Genomic DNA, 18130 nt, shown 5'->3' with positions numbered 1-18130 from the left:
CGGCGGGGCGCCCCACACGACAGTGGCCCGGTCCCCGCGAGGGGACCGGGCCACTGTCGTGTCCGGGGCCGGTCGGCGGACCGGCCCCGGCCCACGTCAGGAGAGGCGCTCGAGCACCATGGCCATGCCCATGCCGCCGCCGACGCACATGGTCTCCAGGCCGAAGGTCCCGTCCTTCGTCTGCAGGCCGTTGAGGAGCGTGCCCGTGATGCGGGCGCCGGTCATGCCGAAGGGGTGGCCCACGGCGATGGCGCCGCCGTGCACGTTGAGCTTGTCGATGTCGATGCCCAGGTCGCGGTAGCTGGGGATGACCTGCGCGGCGAAGGCCTCGTTGATCTCGACCAGGTCGATGTCGTCGATGGTCATGCCGGCCCGCTGCAGCGCGAGCTTCGAGGCGTCGACCGGGCCGTAGCCCATGATCTCCGGCGACAGGCCGGTGACGGCGGTGGAGACGACACGGGCCAGCGGGGTCAGGCCGAGGTCGCGGGCCTTGGTGTCGCTCATGACCACCACGGCGGCGGCGCCGTCGTTGAGCGGGCAGGCGTTGCCGGCGGTCACCCGGCCGTCGGGGCGGAAGACCGGCTTGAGGCCGGAGATGCCCTCGAGGGTGGTGCCGGCGCGCGGGCCGTCGTCCTTGCTGACGACGGTGCCGTCGGGCGTCGTGACCGGGGTGATCTCCCGCTCCCAGAAGCCCTCGGCGATGGCCTTCTCGGCCAGGTTCTGGCTGCGGACGGCGAACTCGTCCATCTCCTGGCGGGAGACGTCCTTGAGCAGCGCCAGGTTCTCGGCGGTCTGCCCCATCGCGACGTAGATGTCGGGGATCTCGCCGTTCTCGCGCGGGTCGGTCCAGGAGTCGGCGCCGCTCTCGGCGGTCTTGGCCACCCGGGCCTGCGCGTCGGCGAAGACCGGGTTGTGGGTGTCGGGCAGCGAGTCGCTGTTGCCCTTCACGAAGCGCGACACCATCTCCACGCCGGCGGAGATGAACACGTCACCCTCGCCGGCCTTGATGGCGTGCATCGCCATGCGGGTGGTCTGCAGCGACGACGAGCAGTAGCGGGTGATCGTCGTGCCCGGCAGGTGGTCCATGCCGAGGAGGACGCTGACGACGCGGCCCATGTTGTGGCCCTGCTCCCCGCCGGGGAGGCCGCAGCCCAGGATCAGGTCGTCGATGTCGGTGGGGTCGAGCGCCGGCACCTTGTCCAGCGCCGCCCGGACGATGGTGGCGGTGAGGTCGTCGGGCCGGAAGTCCTTGAGCGACCCCTTGAACGCGCGGCCGATGGGCGAGCGGGCGGTCGCGACGATGACGGCTTCGGGCATGGGGTCCTCCACGGTGAGGCGGGCTCCCGGCCGGTGCGTGCCGGGTGTCGGGTCACCCCGGAAACTACCCCCGGGTAGGCCGCCGGTCGCGGGTGCGGCCGGAACAGATCGCCGCTGTGTTCCGTGTCACGCGGCGGTCAGCCGACGGGCAGCCCGTCCGCCTCGCCGACCTCCGCGGGTACCGGCAGGTCGGAGGGCCGGCGGCGCAGCAGCCGCGCCCAGGTGCCCAGCGGGCCGGTGCCGGAGCCGCGCACCTCGGTGGCGCGGACCTCGGTGCCGGTGCGCCCGGCCGCGCGCGCCGCGGCGCGTGCCACCGGGCGGACGGTGCCCCGGCGCAGCCGCCGCCGGTCGGCCCGCTCTGGCCAGACGCCGACCGCGTCGGCCAGCGCCGGCAGCAGCACGGCGGCGGCCGAGGCGTAGCCGGCGGCGCTGGGGTGGAACTCGTCGACGCTGAACAGCGACCGGTCCTGGGCGAAGGAGGGGCCGAGCACGGACCCGAGGGACACGGTCCGGCCGCCGGCCTCCACGACGGCGATGGTCTGCGCGGCGGCCAGCTGCCGGCTCCAGCGCCGCGCGAGCAGCCGCAGCGGCTGGCCGATCGGCCGGATGGTGCCGAGGTCGGGGCAGGTGCCGACGACGACCTGCGCGCCGGCCTCCCGCAGCCGCCGCACCGCGTCGGCGAGGTGGCGCACCGACACCGACGGCCGGGTGCGGGAGGTGACGTCGTTGGCGCCGATCATGATCAGCGCGAGGTCGGGCCGTACCGCCAGCGCCCGCTCGACCTGCGGGTCGAGCTCGTAGGACTCCGAGCCGGAGACCGCGACCCGCACCAGCCGCACCGGGCGCTCGGCCAGCTCGGCCAGCGCCGCGGCGAGCAGGACGCCGGGCGTCTCCCCGGCCCGCTCGACACCGAGGCCGACGGCGCTGGAGTCGCCCAGCACGACGAACACGAGCGGCTTGACCCGCCCGCGCCCGCGGCCGTAGACGCCGTCGCCGGTCGGGGGCTCCTGCTTGGAGGTGCGGGACTCCACGCGCCGCCGCGCGGCGCGGGCCTCCAGGCGCAGCACGGCGAGCAGGCCGGCGCCGGCGAGGCCGAGGCCCCCGCCGCCGTACGCGGCACCGGCCACCAGCCGTCGTGCCCTTCCCGCTCGCGTCACCGCCACCCCGATCGTCGCGCCCCGCAACCACCTGTCCTGCAGGCTATCCAGCCTCTACGGTGCCCCCCGTGTCCGAATCCCCCCGACGGGTGTCCGCCGGCGGAACCCCCGGTGACCGGTCGCAGCTCATCGTCGACGTGCTGGTCGACGCCTTCTCCGAGCTGATGGCCGCCGACGCCGACGCGTTCCGCACGAAGTTCCGCAAGATGGCGGCCGACCCGTTCGCGTTCTACCGGGGGAGTGCCTGTCTGTTCTACGCCGACATGGACGTCCTCGACGACCGGTGGGCCGACGAGCGCACCAGCCGGGTGTGGATCCAGGGCGACCTGCACGCGGAGAACTTCGGCACCTACATGGACGGTGCGGGCCGCATCGTCTTCGACGTCAACGACTTCGACGAGGCCTACGTCGGGCACGTCAGCTGGGACCTGCGGCGGTTCGTCGCGAGCTTCGCGCTGCTGGCCTGGCGCAAGGCGCTCGGCGACGACGTCATCTCCGACCTGCTGCGCACCTACCTGACCGCCTACCTCGACCAGGTCGAGGCGTTCACCCGCTCCGACGACGACCGCTCCTTCGCCCTCACCGCCGCCGACACCGAGGGCGCGGTGCGCCAGGCGATCCTCGAGACGACGACGCGCACCCGCGCCTCGCTGCTGGACCGGATGACCGTCGTCGAGGACTACCAGCGCCGGTTCGCCGACGGCGGCCGGGCCCGCCGGCTCGACGACGCCGAGCGCGACCGGGTGCTCGCGGCGCTGGAGCGCTGGCGGGGGACCGTGCACCCGCCGGCGCGCCGCCGCGACGTCGCCTACGACGTGAAGGACGTCATCGGCACCGGCGGCTTCGGCATCGGCAGCGCCGGCCTGCCCGCCTACAACGTGTTGCTCGAGGGCTACGACCAGGCGCTGGAGAACGACGTCGTCCTGTCGATCAAGCAGGGCAACGTGGCCGCGCCGAGCCGCATCGTGCGCGACCCCGCCGTCGCCGCCCACTTCGAGCACCACGGGCACCGGACGGCGGTCAGCCAGCGGGCGCTGCAGTCCAACGCCTCGCAGTTCCTCGGGCACACCGAGATCGGCGGCGTCGGGTTCGTCGTGCAGGAGCTCTCGCCGTACGAGAACGACCTCGACTGGGACGACCTCACCGAGCCCGAGGAGATCGCGCCGGTGCTGGTCCAGCTCGGCCGGGCGACGGCGAAGATGCACTGCGTCGGCGACGCCGACAGCGACCACACGCTGGTCGACTTCCAGACCGAGGACGCCGTCGTCGCGCTCGTCGGCGGGCGGCGCGACGAGTTCCTCGACGACATGGTGGCCTTCGCGCACTCCTACGCCCGGCAGACGCAGGACGACCACCGGCTGTTCGTCGACGCGTTCCGGGCGGGGCGGATCCCGGGCATCAGCTCGAGCGGGTCGCACCCGGTACCGCGGTGAGCATGCCGACGTGCGGCCCGATCGGCGGCACGTCGAACTCCCCGGTGACCACGGTGAACCCCAGCCGCTGGTAGAAGCCGGCCGCACCGGTCCGGGCGTTGCACCACACCAGGTCCCCGCTGCGGTCGCCCACCAGCGCCAGCCCGGCCGCGACCAGCGCCCGCCCGGCGCCGGTGCCGCGGACGGCCGGGTCGGTGGCCATGGCCCGCAGCTGCCACGGCGCGCGGGCGTCGGGCCGCCACGGGCACGGGGCGGGGGAGAGGCGCACCACGCCGGCCACCCGCCCGTCGGCGGTGCGGGCGGCCAGGTGCACGGTGGCCGGGTCGTCGTCGCCGGGCAGGCCGGCCGGCCCGCCGTCGCGCAGCACGACGCTGCGCAGCGGGAGGACGACGTCGGGGCCGACCTGCCCGACCGTCACGGTCACCGCGCCCGGCGTCCCCTCCGCGTGCGCAGGTAGTCGGCGACGACGTACTCGCCGAGCCGATCGCTGTCCGGGGTGAACACCCGGCCGCCCGCGCGCGCGGTGATGTCGTGGACGAAGTGCACCAGCCCGGGCTCCGGGTCGAGCGCGAACACGTTGAGCGTCGCGCCGGAGCGGGCCACCCGCTCCACCTCGGCGACGGTCTTGGCGATCGTCTCGGGCATCGGCGGCCAGCAGAAGTACGGCGTCCCGTCCTCCTCCAGGTGCGCCGTCGGCTCGCCGTCGGTGACCACCAGGACCACCGGCTCGGCGTCGCGGTGCTGCGCCAGGAACCGGCGGGCCAGCATCAGCCCGTGCTGCAGGTTGGTGCCCTGCAGCGTGTCCACGCTGAGCTCCGCGAGCGTCTCCGGCCGCAGCACCTGCGCGGTGGAGGAGAAGCCGATGATCTGGATGGCGTCCTGCGGGAACCGCGTGGTCACCAGCGAGTGCAGGGCCATCGCCGTCGACTTGGCCGCGCCCCACGTGCCGCGCAGCGCCATCGAGTAGGAGAGGTCGACCAGCAGGGCGACCGCGGCCCCGGTGCGCCGCTCGGTCTCCACCACCTCGAAGTCCTCGACGGCGATGCGCACCCGCCGCTCGCCGCGCGGCTCCCCGGCGGTGCGGAGGACGGCGTTGCGGACGGTGCGGACGACGTCGAGCGGCTGCTCGTCGCCGAACCGCCACTCCCGCGAGCCGCCGGTGAGCTCGCCCGCGGCCCCGGCGTCGGCGACGTCGTGCTCGCCCCGCCCGGTGGCGTCGAGCTTCGCGAACACCCGCCGCAGGGCGGTGGCGCCCAGCCGGCGGACCGCCTTGGGGGAGAGCTCCAGCTTGCCGTCCCGCCGGACGAGGTGGCCCTGCCGCTCGAGCTCGCGCTCCATCTGCCGCAGCGCCGCGAGGTCGTCGACCGCCTCCCGGCCCAGTGCCTGCTCCAGCAGCTCCTCGTCGACGTCGGCCAGCGAGGCGCCGGCGTAGCCCTGGGAGAGCTGGTTGGACAGCGCCTCCAGGTCGGCGAGCTCGGCGACGGCGCTGGTGGCGTCGCCGAGGCCGAGGGCCTGCTCGCCGTCGGGCACCTGGCCGCGCTGGCCCCACGGCAGGTCGGGCCGCGCCTGGCGCAGCGCGTCCTGCAGGTGGGCCATCTCGCTGGCCAGGCCCATGTCGGACATGGTCTGGGCCATGAGGTCGGCCAACTCGGCCCGCTGCTCGGGGGAGAGGCCGGCCATCATCCGCTCCTGCGCGGCGGCCCGGCGGGCGAGGGAGTCGATCAGCTCGTCCACCGACTGCGGGTCGTCGGGGAAGAACTGCCCGTGCTCGTCCATGAACTCGCGGAACTGCTCGTCGGTGTCCTCGCCGCGGTTGTGCGCGTCGACCAGCCGCGACAGGTCGGCGACCATGTCGCGCACCGCCTGCACGTCCTGCTCGGTCGCGTTCTCCAGCGCCTGCTTCATGTTGGCGAAGGAGCTGTCGAGCACCTCGCGCCGCAGCAGGTCCTGGATCTGCTCGTAGGCCTGCCGGGCCTCGCCCGAGCGGAACGGGTAGTCCTTGAGCGCCCGCACGGCGCCCGCGGTGTCCTCCGGCAGCGCGTCGAGCTCGGCCTCGGCCAGCCGCGCGCCGTCGTCGGGGTCGGGGAACAGCTCGCGCCGCTCGGCGTCCAGCGCGCGGTCGAGCAGCTCGCGGACCTCCTGCAGCGTGCCGTCCATGCGCCCGGCGCTGCGGGCCTGCCGCAGCCGGTCGCGCACCGAGCGGCGCAGCTCGTCGAGCCCGCGCCGGCCGTCCATCCCGCGGCGCAGCAGCTCGCGCAGCGCCTCGCGCACGCCGCTGCCGCCGAGGACGGAGTCGCCGATCTCGTCGACGGCGCTGCCCAGGTCGTAGGGCGGGGCCAGCGGGTCGGGCCCGCCCCGCCAGCGACCGTAGCGGTACCCCTTGCCGGGCCGGCGTGGCACGTCAGGCCCCGTAGACCGTGCGGGTGCCGTCGGTGTCCTTGGCCAGCCGGCGGGTGAGGTAGAGGCCCTCGAGCGCGAACTCGACGGCGGCCGCGGCCTGCTCGGCCGACTCCTCGCCCTCCGGCACGCCCAGGCGCCCGAGCAGCTCGGCCAGGCGCGGGACGGTGCCGAGCTGGCCGAGCAGCGCCGCGCCGGGCACCAGCTCGCCGGACTCGACGGTCTCCCCGCCGGTGAAGTGCTCCTGCAGGCCGGTCAGGTCCAGCCCGCCGCAGCGGGCGCGGAACGTCTGCGCGGTGGCCTGCCGGAGCAGGTGCTCGAGCACCTCGAGCTCGCGGTCGTCGTCGGGGTCGGAGCCCGCGTCGGCGAACTCGACCTTGCCGCGGCTGGCCGGGACGATCCCCGGCAGGTCGACCACCCGCGCCACCGGCCGGGTCTCCCCGGCGATCGCGGCCCGCCGGACGGCGGAGGCGGCGACGGTCTCCAGGCCCGCGATGGCGAACCGGGCGCTGACGCCGGAGCGCTGGTCGACGTGGCTGGACTCGCGCACCAGCCGGGTGAAGCGGGCGACGATCTCCACGAGGTGCTGCGGGACGACGGGGGCGTCGAAGCCGTCGTGGCCGGTCGGCGCGCCCAGCCCGCTGGTCTGCGCCTCCTGGTGCAGCAGGCGGATCTCGTCGGCGAGCTCGATCGGGTAGTGGGTGCGCACCTCGGCGCCGAAGCGGTCCTTGAGCGGGGTGATGATCCGCCCGCGGTTGGTGTAGTCCTCGGGGTTGGCGCTGGCGACCAGCAGCAGGTCCAGCGGCAGCCGCACGCGGTAGCCGCGGATCTGGATGTCGCGCTCCTCGAGCACGTTGAGCAGCGCGACCTGGATGCGCTCGGCGAGGTCGGGCAGCTCGTTGACGCTGAAGATGCCGCGGTTGGTGCGCGGCACCAGGCCGTAGTGCACCGTCTCCGGGTCGCCCAGGGTGCGGCCCTCGGCCACCTTGATCGGGTCGACGTCGCCGATCAGGTCGCCGACGCTGGTGTCGGGCGTGGCCAGCTTCTCGCCGAACCGCTCGCTGCGGTGCAGCCAGGTGACCGGGGTGTCGTCACCGTGCTCGGCGATCTGGCGGTGCGCCCACACGCTGATCGGGGCCAGCGGGTGCTCGTTGAGCTCGCTGCCGGCCAGCACGGGCGTCCACTCGTCGAGCAGGCCGACGAGCGTGCGGATGAGGCGGGTCTTGCCCTGACCGCGCTCGCCGAGCAGGACGAGGTCGTGACCGGCGATGAGGGCCCGCTCGACCTCGGGGACGACGGTGTCCTCGAAGCCGACGATGCCGGGGAGGGTGGGCTCGCCGGCGCCGAGGCGGGCGAGCAGGTTGGCGCGGATCTCGGCCTTGACCGGCCGGAAGGCGGCCCCGCTGTCGCGGAGCGCGCCGAGTGTCGTGGGTGCGGGTGGGGTGTGCGCTGTCGCGACGTCCGTCACCTCAGCCACGGTACGACGACCTGCGGCGATGCGGGGATGCCCGGAGGCCGGCATCCGGCCTGGGAGGATGCCTGCCGTGGTGCGGCTGACCAGTGGCGACGACGTCGCGGCCGCGGCCGCCCTCCTCGAGGGGGTGGCGCGCCGGACGCCGCTCGAGCACTCGCGGGCGCTGGCCGAGCAGGTCGGCGGCCCGGTGCACCTCAAGTGCGAGAACCTGCAGCACACCGGCTCGTTCAAGTTCCGCGGCGCCTACGTGCGGCTGTCCCGGCTGACGGCGGAGGAGCGGGCGCGCGGCGTCGTCGCGGCCAGCGCGGGCAACCACGCGCAGGGCGTGGCGCTGGCGGCGCGGATGCTCGGCGTGCGCGCCACCGTCTTCATGCCCGAGACCGCGCCGCTGCCCAAGGTGGCCGCCACCCGGTCCTACGGGGCCGACGCTCGGCTGCACGGCGCCGACCTCACCGCCGCGCTGGAGGCCGCCGTCGCCCACGCCGAGGAGACCGGGGCGGTGTTCATCCACCCCTTCGAGCACCCCGACGTCATCGCCGGGCAGGGCACCGTGGGCCTCGAGGTGCTCGACCAGTGCCCCGACGTCGCCACCGTCGTCGTGTGCACCGGTGGCGGCGGGCTTGTGTCCGGGGTCGCCGCGGCGGTGAAGGAGCGGAAGCCGGGCGTGCGGGTGGTGGCGGTGCAGGCGGCCGCGGCCGCCGCGTTCCCCGGGTCGCTGGCCGCCGGCCGGCCGGTCGCGCTGTCGGGGATGGCGACGATGGCCGACGGGATCGCGGTCGGGTCGCCGGGCGAGACGACGTTGGCGCACGTGCGGGACCTCGTCGACGAGGTGCGCACGGTCAGCGAGGAGGACCTCTCCCGCGCCCTGCTGTTCTGCCTGGAGCGGGCCAAGCTCGTCGTCGAGCCGGCCGGGGTGGCGGCGGTGGCCGCGGTGCTCGCCGACCCGGCGGCGTTCCCGCCGCCGGTGGTCGCGGTGGTCTCCGGCGGCAACATCGACCCGGTGCTGCTGCTCAAGGTGGTGCAGCACGGCATGGCCGCCGCCGGGCGCTACCTGCGGCTGACGCTGCGCGTGCCCGACCGGCCCGGCTCGCTCGCGGCGGTGCTGTCGGTGCTCGCCGGCGTGGGCGCCAACGTGCTGGAGGTCGAGCACGAGCGGACGGCGACCCGGCTCGACCTCGGCCAGGTGGAGGTGTTCGTGGTGCTCGAGACCCGCGGCCCCGACCACGCGGGCGCCGTCGTCACGGCCCTGGAGCAGGCCGGGTTCGCCCCCACGGAGGACTGATCGTCGGCGTCGCGATGAGTTCGCGGTGCGCCCGCGGTCGACAGGACGTGCCTCAGCTACGCCGCCCGCGAACAGGGCTCCGGAAGTGTCGGTCCTCACACCTAGCGTGGCCCGCATGAGCGACGCGATCCTCGTCGAGGGACTGCAGAAACGCTTCGGGTCCAACACCGCCCTGGCGGGGGTGGACCTGACCGTCCCGGAGGGCAGCGTCCTCGGCCTCCTGGGGCCCAACGGTGCGGGCAAGACCACGGTCGTCCGCATCCTCACCACGCTGCTGCAGCCCGACGGCGGGCGCGCGGAGGTGGCCGGGGTCGACGTCGTCCGGGAGCCGGACAGGGTCCGCGCGGTGATCGGCCTGACCGGGCAGTACGCCGCGGTCGACGAGTACCTCACCGGGTTCGAGAACCTGGAGATGGTGGGGCGGCTGTACCGGCTCGGGAAACGGGAGTCGCGCGCCCGGGCGCAGGAGCTGCTCGAGCGCTTCGACCTCACCGACGCCGCGTCCCGGCCGGCCAAGACCTACTCCGGCGGCATGCGCCGGCGGCTCGACATCGCCGCCTCGCTCATCGCGCGGCCCCGGGTGCTCTTCCTCGACGAGCCGACCACCGGCCTGGACCCACGCAGCCGGCAGGGCATGTGGGAGTTCATCGCCGACCTCGCCGGCGGCGGGACGACGATCCTGCTGACCACCCAGTACCTGGAGGAGGCCGACCGGCTGGCCGACGGGATGGTCGTCATCGACCGCGGCCGGGTGATCGCCCGGGGCACCGCCGACGAGCTCAAGGCGCAGGTCGGCGGCCAGCGGCTGGAGTTCGCGGTCACCGACGCCGGGGCGCTGCCGCAGATGGTGGAGCGGCTGCGGCCGCTGGCGGTCGACGAGCCGCACGTCGACGAGCAGGCCCGCCGGCTGAGCATCCCGGTCAGCGGGGGAGCCGAGGTGCTGGCCGAGGCGCTGGCCCGCCTCGACGGGCACACCGCCGACATCTTCGACGTCGGGCTGCGCCGCCCCGACCTCGACGACGTGTTCCTCGCGCTCACCGGCCACGCCGCCGAGGACAGGGCCGCCGAGGACAGGGCCGCGGAGGACCGCGCCGAGGAGGCCGGGGAGCGCGGCACCGACCAGACCCCCGCCCAGCCGGTCCCGACGGGAGACGTGCGATGAGCTCGCTGTCCGCGACGCTGTCCGACAGCGTCGTCATCACCAAGCGCAACCTGATCAAGGTCAAGCGGGTCCCCGACCTGATCGTGTTCGCCACGCTGTCGCCGATCATGTTCGTGGTGCTGTTCCGCTACGTGTTCGGCGGCGCGATCGGCGGCCTGCCGCAGGGCGTGAGCTACGCGGAGTTCCTGCTGCCGGGCATCTTCGCCCAGACCGTCGTCTTCGGCTCCACGGTCACCGGCGCGAGCATCGCCGAGGACCTGCAGAAGGGGCTCATCGACCGGTTCCGGTCGCTGCCGATGTCCCGGGCGGCGGTGCTCGTCGGGCGCACGGTCGCCGACGCGGGGCTGAACGTCATCTCGATCGCGGTGATGGCGCTGACCGGCCTGGTGGTCGGCTGGCGGATCAACTCCTCGTTCGTCGAGGCGGTGGGCGGCTTCCTCGTCCTGCTCGCCTTCGCCTACGCGATCTCGTGGCTGATGGCGGTGGTCGGGCTGCTGGTCCGCACGCCCGAGGTGGTCAACAACGCCAGCTTCATCGTGATCTTCCCGCTGACGTTCATCGCGAACACCTTCGTGCCGCTGGAGACGTTCCCGTCGGTGCTGCGCACGTTCGCGGAGTGGAACCCGGTCTCGTCGGTGACGCTCGCCGCCCGCGAGCTGTTCGGCAACATGCCGGCCGACTACCCGGTGCCCGACGCGTGGGCGCTGCAGAACCCGGTGCTCTACACGCTCATCTGGACGGCGGTCATCCTCGCGGTCTTCGTGCCGCTGTCGGTCCGCCTCTACGAGCGCACCGCCTCGCGGTAGTCCCACCCGTCCCGGCGGCGGCGCCGCCGCCGGGACGAGTGGGCGCCGGACCGTGCCGGCGGACGTCGTACCCGGGTGGCCCGGAACCGGACCGGTTCCGGGCCACTGGTGTCCGACGGTCCGGGTCGGCGCAGGATGGACGCCGATGAGCGCCGAGCCTGCCGCCGCCCTGTCCGCCGACAACCCGCTGTCCGCCGAGTCGCCGCTGCCGTACTGGCTGCCGCCGTTCGCCGACGTCACGCTCGAGCACTGCCGCGAGGCGATCCTCGCCGGGATGGCCGGGCAGCGCGCCGAGCTGGCGGCGATCACCGGCTCGGCGGAGCCGCCCACCTTCGAGAACACGGTCGTCGCCTTGGAGCGCTCGGGTGCGCTGCTGCGCCGGGCCGAGGCGGTGTTCGGCAACCTCGCCTCGTCGCTGTCGACCCCGCGGCTGCGGGAGATAGAGCGCGAGCTCGCGCCGCTGGAGGCCGCGCACGCCGACGCGCTGCGGCTGGACCCGGTGCTGTTCGCCCGCATCGACGCGGTCCACGAGGCGCGGCACGGCGCGGGCCTCGACGCCGAGGCGGTCCGGCTGGTCGAGCGGCACCACCTCGACCGCGTGCTGGCCGGCGCCCGCCTGGACGACGCCGGCCGCGCGCGGCTGTCGGAGCTCAACCGCGAGCTGTCGGAGCTGTCCACGCAGTTCGGGCAGAACCTGCAGCTGGCCACCGAGGCCGCCGCGGTGCGCGTCGCCGACGCCGCCGAGCTCGACGGCCTGTCCGACGAGGAGGTCGCCTCGGCCGCCCGCGCCGCCGCCGACCGCGGCCTCGACGGGTACCTGCTGCCACTGCTGCTGCCCACCGGCCAGCCCGCGCTCGCGAAGCTGCGGAACCGGGCGCTGCGCCGGCGGGTGTTCGAGGCCTCGGCGGGCCGCGCGTCGGCGGGGGAGCACGACAACGGGCCGGTGGCCGCGCGCATCGCCCGGGTCCGGGCCGAGCGGGCGCGCCTGCTCGGCTTCGCCACCCACGCCGACCTGGTCCTCGCCGACCAGACCGCGGGCAGCACCGCCGCCGTCGACGCGATGCTCTCGTCGATGGTCGGCCCGTCGACGGCCAACGCCCGCGCCGAGGCCGAGGTGCTCGCCGAGGTGGCCGCCCTCGACGGCGTGACCGACCTCGCCGCGTGGGACTGGGCGTTCTACAGCGAGCGGGTCCGGGCCGAGCGCTACTCGGTCGACCGGGCGGCCCTGCGGCCGTGGTTCGAGCTCGACCGGGTGCTCGTCGACGGCGTCTTCCGCGCCGCCGAGCTGCTGTACGGCTTCCGGTTCACCGCCCGCCCCGACCTCGCCGGCTACCACCCCGACGTCCGGGTCTGGGAGGTCACCGGCCCCGACGGCGCGGAGGTCGGGCTCTACCTCGGCGACTTCCTGGCCCGCGAGGGCAAGCGCGGCGGGGCGTGGATGAGCTCGTTCGTCACCCAGTCGCGGCTGCTCGGCACGCGGCCGGTCGTGGTGAACAACCTCAACGTGGCGCCCGCGCCGGAGGGCCGGCCCACGCTGCTCACCCTCGACGAGGTGGACACGCTGTTCCACGAGTTCGGCCACGCGCTGCACGGTCTGAGCTCCGCGGTCACCTACCCGCGCTTCGCCGGCACCGCGGTGCCGCGCGACTTCGTGGAGTTCCCGAGCCAGGTCAACGAGATGTGGGCGACCTGGCCGGAGGTGCTCGGGCACTACGCCCGGCACGTCGAGACGGGCGAGCCGCTGCCGGGCGACGTCGTCGAGGCGATCGAGGCCGCCCGGCTGTGGGGCGAGGGCTTCGCGACGCTGGAGTACCTGGCGGCCACGCTGCTCGACCAGGCCTGGCACCGCATCACGCCGGAGACCGAGGTCGGCGACCCGGCCGAGTTCGAGCGGCGCGCGCTCGAGGAGGCCGGCGTCGCCTCCGACCTCGTGCCGCCGCGCTACCGGACGACGTACTTCCAGCACGTCTTCGCCGGCGGCTACGCGGCGGGCTACTACTCCTACATCTGGTCGGAGGTGCTCGACGCCGACACGGTCGAGTGGTTCCGCGAGCACGGCGGGCTGCGGCGGGAGAACGGCGACGTCTTCCGCGATCGGCTGCTGGCGGTGGGCGGGTCGGTGGACCCGCTGGAGGCCTTCCGCGCGGTCCGCGGCCGCGACGCCGACCCGGGCCCGCTCCTGCGCCGCCGCGGCCTCGCTCCGGCGTGACCCGGCCGGCGCACCGCTGGGTCTGGCGCGTCGCCGCCGCGCCCTGGGACGACGACCTCGTGGCGACGGGGTCGTGGGAGCGCACGGTCGACGTCTGGTCACTGTCCCGAGGCGGGCACGTCACCGGCCTTGACACCGTCCTGGATGCGGGCGGCACCCGGCTGGCCCTCGTCGCCGAGCCGGAGCCGGTCGTGGTGACGGGCGCCTGGACGCGGCACGGCGTCTGCGGCTACGCCCTGGACGGCTTCCGGATCTGGCAGAACCGCGCGCGCCGGAACGTGGAGGGACTGACCGCGTTGACCGGCGGCCGGGTCGCCGTCGGGTACGCGAGCCAGCCGACGCTCGTCCTCGACGCGGGCACAGGCCGGGAGCTGGCGTCGCTGCGGGGGGTCACCAACGTGGTCGCGCTGGACCGGCGGTCGACGCTACTGGTGGGGACCGGGTGGCTGCAGATGGCGGATGCCGACCTGACGCCGGTCTCGCGGCGGGTGCCGCTCGCGGGGTTCGCGGTGCTCACCGCCGCGGTGGCCCCGGAGACGGTCGCCGTCGCCGAGGCCGAGGAGGGAGGGTCCGTGCTGCGCGTCCTCGACCGGGACGGCGTGCCGCGCGCGTCCGTGACGTGGCCGGTGGAGGGGATCCGTGGGGTCGGCCGCGACGCCGCGTCGGGGACGTGGGTGGTCCTGCGCTCGGACCTCGACAGCCGCCGCTCGGTCCTCCTGCGGGTCACCGACGACGGTGCGGTGGTGGACCGGCGCCCCTGGCGGCCGGTCTCCGGGACGGCCCTGGTCCGGGACGGGCGCGCACTCGTCCAGGCGGACGACGACGGGGTGCACGTCCTCGACCTCGCCGACCTGGGCCTGCGGACCCTCGCCTCGGCTTGAGTGGAGCGACGGCGTTCCTCGCGCACCGCGGGTCCTGCAGGACCGGCGACGCCCGGGGAACGCCGTCAGTGGGAGGTCAGAGCCAGGGGAGGGTGAGCACCAGGTCGAGGTCGTCGGGGGCGTTGCCGTCACGGACGAGCCGGTTGGGCTGGCGGTGGCCGCACGCCGTGCAGCGGTGCACCACCTGCCAGCCCTTGCCCGACTTCTCGACCAGCCCGATCGGCTCCATCGGCTGCCGGCACTCGCTGGCCCGGTCACCGGGGAGGTCGTCGACGTGCAGCGACCACAGGCACACCGGGCAGTGGTTGCGGTAGTGCCCGTCGGTGTTGGCGGGGACGTCGGCGGCGCAGTGCACGCAGACGAAGCCGGTGTTCTCCGCCCGCCGGGAGCGGGCCACGGCGCGGACCCCGGTCAGGGGACGAACGGCTCGACGGCGACGACCTCGACGGTGATGTCGCGGCCGTTGGGCGCCTGGTAGGTGACCGTGGTGCCCGGCTTCGAGCCGAGGATCGCCGAGCCCATCGCTGACTCCGGGGAGTAGACGGCGAGGTCGGTGGTGCCGGCGATCTCGCGCGAGCCGAGCAGGAACTTCTCGGTGTCGTCGTCGCCCTGGAACCGGATGGTGATGACGGTGCCGAGCTCGGCGGTGGTCGCCGTCGTCGGGGGCTCGCCGACGCGGGCCTTGCGGAGCAGGTCGGTGAGCTGGCGGATCCGGCCCTCCTGCTTGCCCTGCTCCTCCTTGGCGGCGTGGTAGCCGCCGTTCTCCTTGAGGTCGCCCTCCTCGCGGCGGGCGTTGATCTCGGCGGCCATGGCCGGCCGACCGGCCACCAACTGGTCGAGCTCGGCCTTCAGCCGGTCGTGGGCCTCCTGGGTCAGCCAGATGCCCTGCTCGTTCTCAGTGGGGGTGGTCACGCGGGGTACTCCTGCAGCTCTCGGGGGCCGCCTCCCGGACGGGGGCGGTCGACGTCGATCCGGCCAAGCTAACACCGGCCGGAGGGCCCCTGCACGGACCCGCGGACCCGCCGGGAGACGGGACCGTACCGGAATCGAGCGTGACGGGCAGCACATCCACCCGTCCGGATGGGGGGCGTCACGGCGGCGGCCGCCCTCCTCGGGGGACACTGGCCGGGTGACCGAAGCGGACTCGTTGCGCCTGCTCGCCGTGCACGCCCACCCCGACGACGAGTCGAGCAAGGGCGCGGCGACCATGGCCAAGTACGTCGCCGAGGGCGTCCAGGTGATGGTGGCGACGCTGACCGGCGGAGAGCGCGGATCCGTGCTCAACCCGGCGCTCGACCGGCCGGAGATCTGGGAGCGCCTCCCGCAGCTGCGCGTCGAGGAGATGGCGCGCGCCCGGGAGATCCTCGGCGTCCAGCAGGAGTTCCTGGGCTTCGTCGACTCGGGCCTGCCCGAGGGCGACCCGCTGCCGCCGCTGCCCGAGGGCTGCTTCGCGCTGGTGCCCACCGAGGAGGCGGCCGCCCCGCTGGTCGAGCTGATCCGGCGGTTCCGCCCGCACGTGGTGATCACCTACGACGAGCGCGGCGGCTACCCGCACCCCGACCACATCAAGACGCACGACGTCTCGGTGGTGGCGTTCGAGGCGGCCGGCGACCCCGACCGCTACCCCGGCCTGGGCGAGCCCTGGCAGCCGAGCAAGCTCTACTACCACATGGGCTTCACGCTGACCCGCGTGCGCGCACTGCACGAGGCCATGCTCGAGGCCGGCGCCGACTCGCCCTACGCCGAGTGGCTGGCCACCTGGGACCCCGAGCGCGACATGTCGCACCGGGTCACCACCCGGGTGCCCTGCGCCGAGTACTTCCCGGTCCGCGACGCCGCCCTCATCGCGCACGCGACGCAGATCGACCCGAACGGCCGCTGGTTCGCCTGTCCGATGGACGTGCAGCAGCGGATCTGGCCCACCGAGGACTACGAGCTGGCCCGGTCGCTGGTCGACTCCCCGCTGCCCGAGGACGACCTGTTCGCCGGCATCCGCAGCGAGGTGCCGGTCCCGTGACCGCGCTCGACCTGGTGCTGGCCGTCCAGCAGCCCGAGGACGTCGGCAAGTCCGGCCCGCTGGGCGCCCTGCTCACGCTGATCCTGCTGCTCGCGGCGTTCCTGCTGGTCAAGTCGATGAGCAAGCACCTCAAGCGGCTGCCGGCCAGCTTCGACGAGCCGGACGCGCCGCAGGTCGTCGTCCCCGACACCCCGGCCGACCTGGTCGAGCCGCGGCAGCCGGGCCAGGACCTGCTCGACACGCTGCGCCGCGCGCCGCGCGCGATCGAGGGCCCGAAGCGCGACGACGGACGGACGGACCCGCCGGCGGGCTGATGCCGGCGGGGCGGGGGAGTGGGGGGGGGGGGGGGGGGGGGGGGGGGCCCCCCCCCCCCCCCCCGCGTCTCACCAGGTGTGCGCCACGTCGACGACGAGGCGGGACCCGTCGCCGGGGCCGTCGAGGACCATCACCCGGAACGGCAGCCGGGCGCGGACGCCCAGGCCCAGGGTGCTCTCGCCCTCGAACGAGTTCGCCCACGCGACCTGGCGGAAGGTGGAGTACCCGCCCACGTCCACGGCCTCGGCGTCGTTCGCCGGGTCGTAGGTGGCCGCGCCACTGCCCGTGTGGGCCGGGGTGTGCACGAGCACCTGCAGGTCGGCCCCGCCGCGCAGCGGCACCAGCTCGCCGGAGCCGTCCTTCCGCACCTCCCGCACGTAGCGCACGTCGTAGGACACCTCGGACGCGTCGACGCCGTCGAGGTCGAGGACCAGCCGGTCGTAGCAGGCGTGCCGGCCGGCGCGGACGTCGTCGAGCGTGCCCCCGCCGTCCTCGACGGCGGACTCGGGCAGCGAGCCCCAGGCGGTGCTGCAGCCCGCCGCCGAGGCCGACGGCAGGGCGACGCCGGTGAACGCCGCGGCGGCGGCGAGGACCAGTGCGGCGCGGGTACGGGTGGTGCTCATGGTGGGTCTCCCGGGGTCAGGGGGATGGGTGGTGCGGACGACGGGAAGGATCCGCAGACACGCCCGCCGGTGGAATGGCTCGCCTTGCCCGCGGATGTCGATCCGCAGGGCCCGTGCATGTGCACTGTTGACAGGAAACGGCCCTCTCCGGGCGACACGGATGAGCACATGACGTGCCCGTCGCCGGCCGGTGACGATCGGTGAGCGGCGGCACGGCGTCCGCTCCGGGCGTAGCGCCGGCCGTGGTGCCGCCCCGTCGTCGCGGTTACCGTGTAAGCGTGTAATCGCGACTCATCTGGAGGCCGTCGTGTACGGACACCACCGCTTCGCCGACTCTCCCTTCGCCCGCATGGGCGCCCCCGGGTTCCGCGGTCGCGGCCCCGGCGGCCGCGGGCGGGGAACGGACACCGCACCCCCGGTCGACCGCGCCGAGGTGGCCGGCTGGTTCGCCGGCCGGCTCCCCGACGGCTGGTTCACCGGGCCGGTCGAGATCGCCGTCGACCGGGACGAGATCACCGTCGTCGGCCCGCTGGCCGAGCCCGACGCCGGCGAGGGCGACCCGGCCGCCGCCCGCGCCGGGCGGATCGCCCGCTTCCGCGAGGACACCCGCGAGCAGCGCATGGCCGTCGCCGACGCCGCCCAGGAGCGCTACGGCCGATCGGTGGCCTGGGGCGCCTCGTGCGGCGACGTCCGCGAGGTGTTCACCAACGCCTCGGTGCCGGTGATGACCCGGCTGCGCCAGCCCGAGCGCCTGGTGCTCGACACGCTCGTCGACGCCGGCGTCGCCCGGTCCCGCTCCGAGGCGCTCGTGTGGGCGGTGCGGCTGGTCGGCCGCAACGCCGACGCCTGGCTCACCGAGCTGCGGGACGCCATGGCCTCGGTCGAGGAGGTGCGGGCGCGCGGTCCCCAGCCGTGATCCCTGCCAGGCTGCCGGGGTGAGCGCGGACCTGCTGCGGACCACCTACGCCGACCTCTCCGGCCTGGTCACCGGCCTGACGGCGGGGGGGGGGGGGGGGGACGGGCCCAGCGGCTGCGCGGGGTGGACGGTCGTCCACAT

The 18130-nt window shown here is 74.9% G+C and carries 17 protein-coding genes; 9 read left to right on the top strand and 8 right to left on the bottom strand.

The genetic code is table 11. The annotated features are described in order from the left end of the window. Nucleotides 1-96: 96 nt before the first annotated feature. Both ACI78R_RS12325 and ACI78R_RS12320 read right to left on the bottom strand, forming a co-directional pair. Nucleotides 97-1317 (bottom strand): acetyl-CoA C-acetyltransferase, encoded by a 1221-nt coding sequence (locus ACI78R_RS12325; RefSeq protein WP_457040932.1) that lies wholly within the window; start codon nucleotides 1315-1317, stop codon nucleotides 97-99. Nucleotides 1318-1454: 137 nt separating this feature from the next. Beyond that, nucleotides 1455-2444, bottom strand: coding sequence for an SGNH/GDSL hydrolase family protein (locus ACI78R_RS12320; protein WP_245794265.1), 990 nt, complete (start codon nucleotides 2442-2444; stop codon nucleotides 1455-1457). Between the two features lie 98 nt (nucleotides 2445-2542). Between ACI78R_RS12320 and ACI78R_RS12315 the strand changes: the two genes are divergently transcribed. Then, entirely contained in the window at nucleotides 2543-3907 is a 1365-nt protein-coding gene (locus tag ACI78R_RS12315) for a DUF2252 domain-containing protein (protein WP_457040931.1), read from the top strand. On the opposite strand, the gene ACI78R_RS12310 is transcribed toward ACI78R_RS12315, so the two are convergent. The 3 genes from ACI78R_RS12310 to ACI78R_RS12300 are packed head-to-tail and all read right to left on the bottom strand — an operon-like array spanning nucleotide 3873 to nucleotide 7772. Beyond that, nucleotides 3873-4331 (bottom strand): GNAT family N-acetyltransferase, encoded by a 459-nt coding sequence (locus tag ACI78R_RS12310; RefSeq protein WP_457040930.1) that lies wholly within the window; start codon nucleotides 4329-4331, stop codon nucleotides 3873-3875. The genes ACI78R_RS12315 and ACI78R_RS12310 overlap by 35 nt on opposite strands. Beyond that, a complete protein-coding gene (locus ACI78R_RS12305) occupies nucleotides 4328-6307 on the bottom strand; it encodes a VWA domain-containing protein (protein WP_457040929.1) in 1980 nt (659 codons plus the stop codon). The genes ACI78R_RS12310 and ACI78R_RS12305 overlap by 4 nt, the downstream gene beginning before the upstream one ends. 1 nt (nucleotide 6308) lies before the next feature. Further along, nucleotides 6309-7772 carry a sigma 54-interacting transcriptional regulator gene (locus ACI78R_RS12300; RefSeq protein ID WP_245794266.1) on the bottom strand — a complete coding sequence of 488 codons (1464 nt, stop codon included), beginning with the start codon at nucleotides 7770-7772 and terminating at the stop codon, nucleotides 6309-6311. 76 nt (nucleotides 7773-7848) lie between these two features. On the opposite strand from ACI78R_RS12300, the gene ilvA reads away from it, so the two are divergent. The 5 genes from ilvA to ACI78R_RS12275 all read left to right on the top strand — a co-directional run bounded on the left by ilvA (nucleotide 7849) and on the right by ACI78R_RS12275 (nucleotide 14118). Continuing rightward, nucleotides 7849-9060: a threonine ammonia-lyase gene (gene ilvA / locus ACI78R_RS12295; protein ID WP_457040928.1), complete on the top strand. Its 1212-nt coding sequence runs from the start codon at nucleotides 7849-7851 to the stop codon at nucleotides 9058-9060. Between the two features lie 115 nt (nucleotides 9061-9175). Beyond that, complete coding sequence (locus ACI78R_RS12290) at nucleotides 9176-10222, top strand: ATP-binding cassette domain-containing protein (RefSeq protein ID WP_457040927.1); 1047 nt, start codon at nucleotides 9176-9178, stop codon at nucleotides 10220-10222. After that, nucleotides 10219-11028, top strand: a complete 810-nt coding sequence (locus ACI78R_RS12285) for an ABC transporter permease (protein WP_336032855.1) — start codon at nucleotides 10219-10221, stop codon at nucleotides 11026-11028. Before ACI78R_RS12290 ends, ACI78R_RS12285 begins: the two co-directional genes overlap by 4 nt. Nucleotides 11029-11173: 145 nt before the next feature. Then, nucleotides 11174-13237: a M3 family metallopeptidase gene (locus ACI78R_RS12280; RefSeq protein ID WP_457040926.1), complete on the top strand. Its 2064-nt coding sequence runs from the start codon at nucleotides 11174-11176 to the stop codon at nucleotides 13235-13237. Then, nucleotides 13234-14118: a hypothetical protein gene (locus ACI78R_RS12275; RefSeq protein WP_457040925.1), complete on the top strand. Its 885-nt coding sequence runs from the start codon at nucleotides 13234-13236 to the stop codon at nucleotides 14116-14118. The genes ACI78R_RS12280 and ACI78R_RS12275 overlap by 4 nt, the downstream gene beginning before the upstream one ends. 76 nt (nucleotides 14119-14194) lie before the next feature. Here the strand turns inward: ACI78R_RS12275 and ACI78R_RS12270 are convergent, their stop codons facing one another. Together ACI78R_RS12270 and greA are read right to left on the bottom strand one after the other, a co-directional pair. After that, entirely contained in the window at nucleotides 14195-14515 is a 321-nt protein-coding gene (locus ACI78R_RS12270; RefSeq protein WP_457040924.1) for an RNHCP domain-containing protein, read from the bottom strand. Nucleotides 14516-14529: 14 nt separating this feature from the next. Then, entirely contained in the window at nucleotides 14530-15030 is a 501-nt protein-coding gene (greA, locus tag ACI78R_RS12265; protein ID WP_073418623.1) for a transcription elongation factor GreA, read from the bottom strand. 217 nt (nucleotides 15031-15247) lie between these two features. Here greA and mca point away from each other — a divergent pair, with 217 nt between their 5' ends. Next, on the top strand, nucleotides 15248-16135 hold the full coding sequence (mca, locus tag ACI78R_RS12260; protein ID WP_457040923.1) for a mycothiol conjugate amidase Mca: 888 nt from the start codon (nucleotides 15248-15250) through the stop codon (nucleotides 16133-16135). Continuing rightward, on the top strand, nucleotides 16132-16449 hold the full coding sequence (locus tag ACI78R_RS12255; protein ID WP_073418625.1) for a hypothetical protein: 318 nt from the start codon (nucleotides 16132-16134) through the stop codon (nucleotides 16447-16449). Before mca ends, ACI78R_RS12255 begins: the two co-directional genes overlap by 4 nt. A gap of 69 nt (nucleotides 16450-16518) precedes the next feature. On the opposite strand, the gene ACI78R_RS12250 is transcribed toward ACI78R_RS12255, so the two are convergent. Then, a complete protein-coding gene (locus ACI78R_RS12250; protein WP_457040922.1) occupies nucleotides 16519-17073 on the bottom strand; it encodes an AMIN-like domain-containing (lipo)protein in 555 nt (184 codons plus the stop codon). Between the two features lie 307 nt (nucleotides 17074-17380). Here ACI78R_RS12250 and ACI78R_RS12245 point away from each other — a divergent pair, with 307 nt between their 5' ends. After that, nucleotides 17381-17989: a hypothetical protein gene (locus ACI78R_RS12245; RefSeq protein ID WP_457040921.1), complete on the top strand. Its 609-nt coding sequence runs from the start codon at nucleotides 17381-17383 to the stop codon at nucleotides 17987-17989. Nucleotides 17990-18130 lie beyond the last annotated feature (141 nt).

Source organism: Geodermatophilus sp. SYSU D01106 (genome assembly GCF_054049995.1).
The sequence above is the reverse complement of the archived record's forward strand: the minus strand, read 5'-3'. Positions and strand labels throughout refer to the sequence as shown.

What these genes read in the sequence shown, in the direction of transcription:
- ACI78R_RS12325 (WP_457040932.1), bottom strand. Translation starts at nt 1,317, where the DNA reads ATGCCCGAAGCCGTCATCGTCGCGACCGCCCGCTCGCCCATCGGCCGC.
- ACI78R_RS12290 (WP_457040927.1), top strand. Translation starts at nt 9,176, where the DNA reads ATGAGCGACGCGATCCTCGTCGAGGGACTGCAGAAACGCTTCGGGTCC.
- ACI78R_RS12285 (WP_336032855.1), top strand. Translation starts at nt 10,219, where the DNA reads ATGAGCTCGCTGTCCGCGACGCTGTCCGACAGCGTCGTCATCACCAAG.
- ACI78R_RS12280 (WP_457040926.1), top strand. Translation starts at nt 11,174, where the DNA reads ATGAGCGCCGAGCCTGCCGCCGCCCTGTCCGCCGACAACCCGCTGTCC.
- ACI78R_RS12250 (WP_457040922.1), bottom strand. Translation starts at nt 17,073, where the DNA reads ATGAGCACCACCCGTACCCGCGCCGCACTGGTCCTCGCCGCCGCCGCG.